Source organism: 'Chrysanthemum coronarium' phytoplasma (genome assembly GCF_000744065.1).
In the GTDB taxonomy this organism is placed as follows: domain Bacteria; phylum Bacillota_I; class Bacilli_A; order Acholeplasmatales; family Acholeplasmataceae; genus Phytoplasma; species Phytoplasma asteris.
Genome location: NZ_BBIY01000123.1, coordinates 1 through 921, shown reverse-complemented (window position 1 = coordinate 921; position 921 = coordinate 1). Strand labels below are relative to the sequence as shown.

Below are 921 nucleotides of genomic sequence, written 5' to 3'. Positions count from 1 at the left end.
ATCACCAATATTAAATCTCTTTTAGACAGCCACCAACTCAAAAATTACACTATTAAAGGGCGTGTCAAAAATATTTATAGTATTTATAAAAAAATTGTTAAAAGAAAAGTTAGTTTTGAAGAAATCTTTGACCTTTTAGCTATTCGAATTATTGTGCCTACTGTGGATTTGTGTTATCAATGTTTAGGGATTATTCACGGTCATTTTTCGCCACTTCCGCTAAGATTTAAAGACTATATTGCAGTTCCTAAACCTAATCTTTATCAATCTTTGCATACAACTGTTTTAACTAAGGATGGCTCTTTGTTTGAAATGCAAATAAGAACTCAAGAAATGGATGAAATTGCTGAAAAAGGAATTGCTGCTCACTGGGCTTATAAAGAAAATAAAACTTATTCCCAAGAAGCTAAACAACTAGAACTTGCCAAAAAATTAAGATGGTATCAAGAATTAGTTAAAATTACTATGGATGCCAAAAATCATCCCGAAGAAACACCCAAAGAATTTGTAGATTCTATTAAAAATGATATTTTAAGTGATAATGTCTATGTTTTTACTCCTACTCAAGAAGTATTTGAGCTTCCCAAAGGTTCTACCCCCATTGATTTTGCCTTTCGTATTCATTCCGCAGTAGGAAGCAAAATGACAGCAGCCATCATTAACGGGAAAATTGTACCAATTGATTATCAACTCAAAAATGGTGATATTATTTCGATTAAAACCAATAAAAATATTTTATCAGTTAATAAAGACTGGTTGCGCATGGTAAAAACAACACATGCCAAAAGAAAAATTAAAGGTTTTTTAAAAAAAGATATCAAAGAAAATAAAACTGAATATTTAGCAGAGATTCAAAAAGGAAAAGATATTATTGAAAAAGAATTAACTGCCAATAAAATTGAACTTTCCTTGCTTGATAAT

General features: G+C 29.9%; 1 protein-coding gene. It reads left to right on the top strand.

Translation table 11 applies throughout. The features are described 5' to 3' along the window. The coding region (locus OYV_RS04040) for a TGS domain-containing protein (RefSeq protein ID WP_042068428.1) at positions 1-921 on the top strand (921 nt) is incomplete at both ends.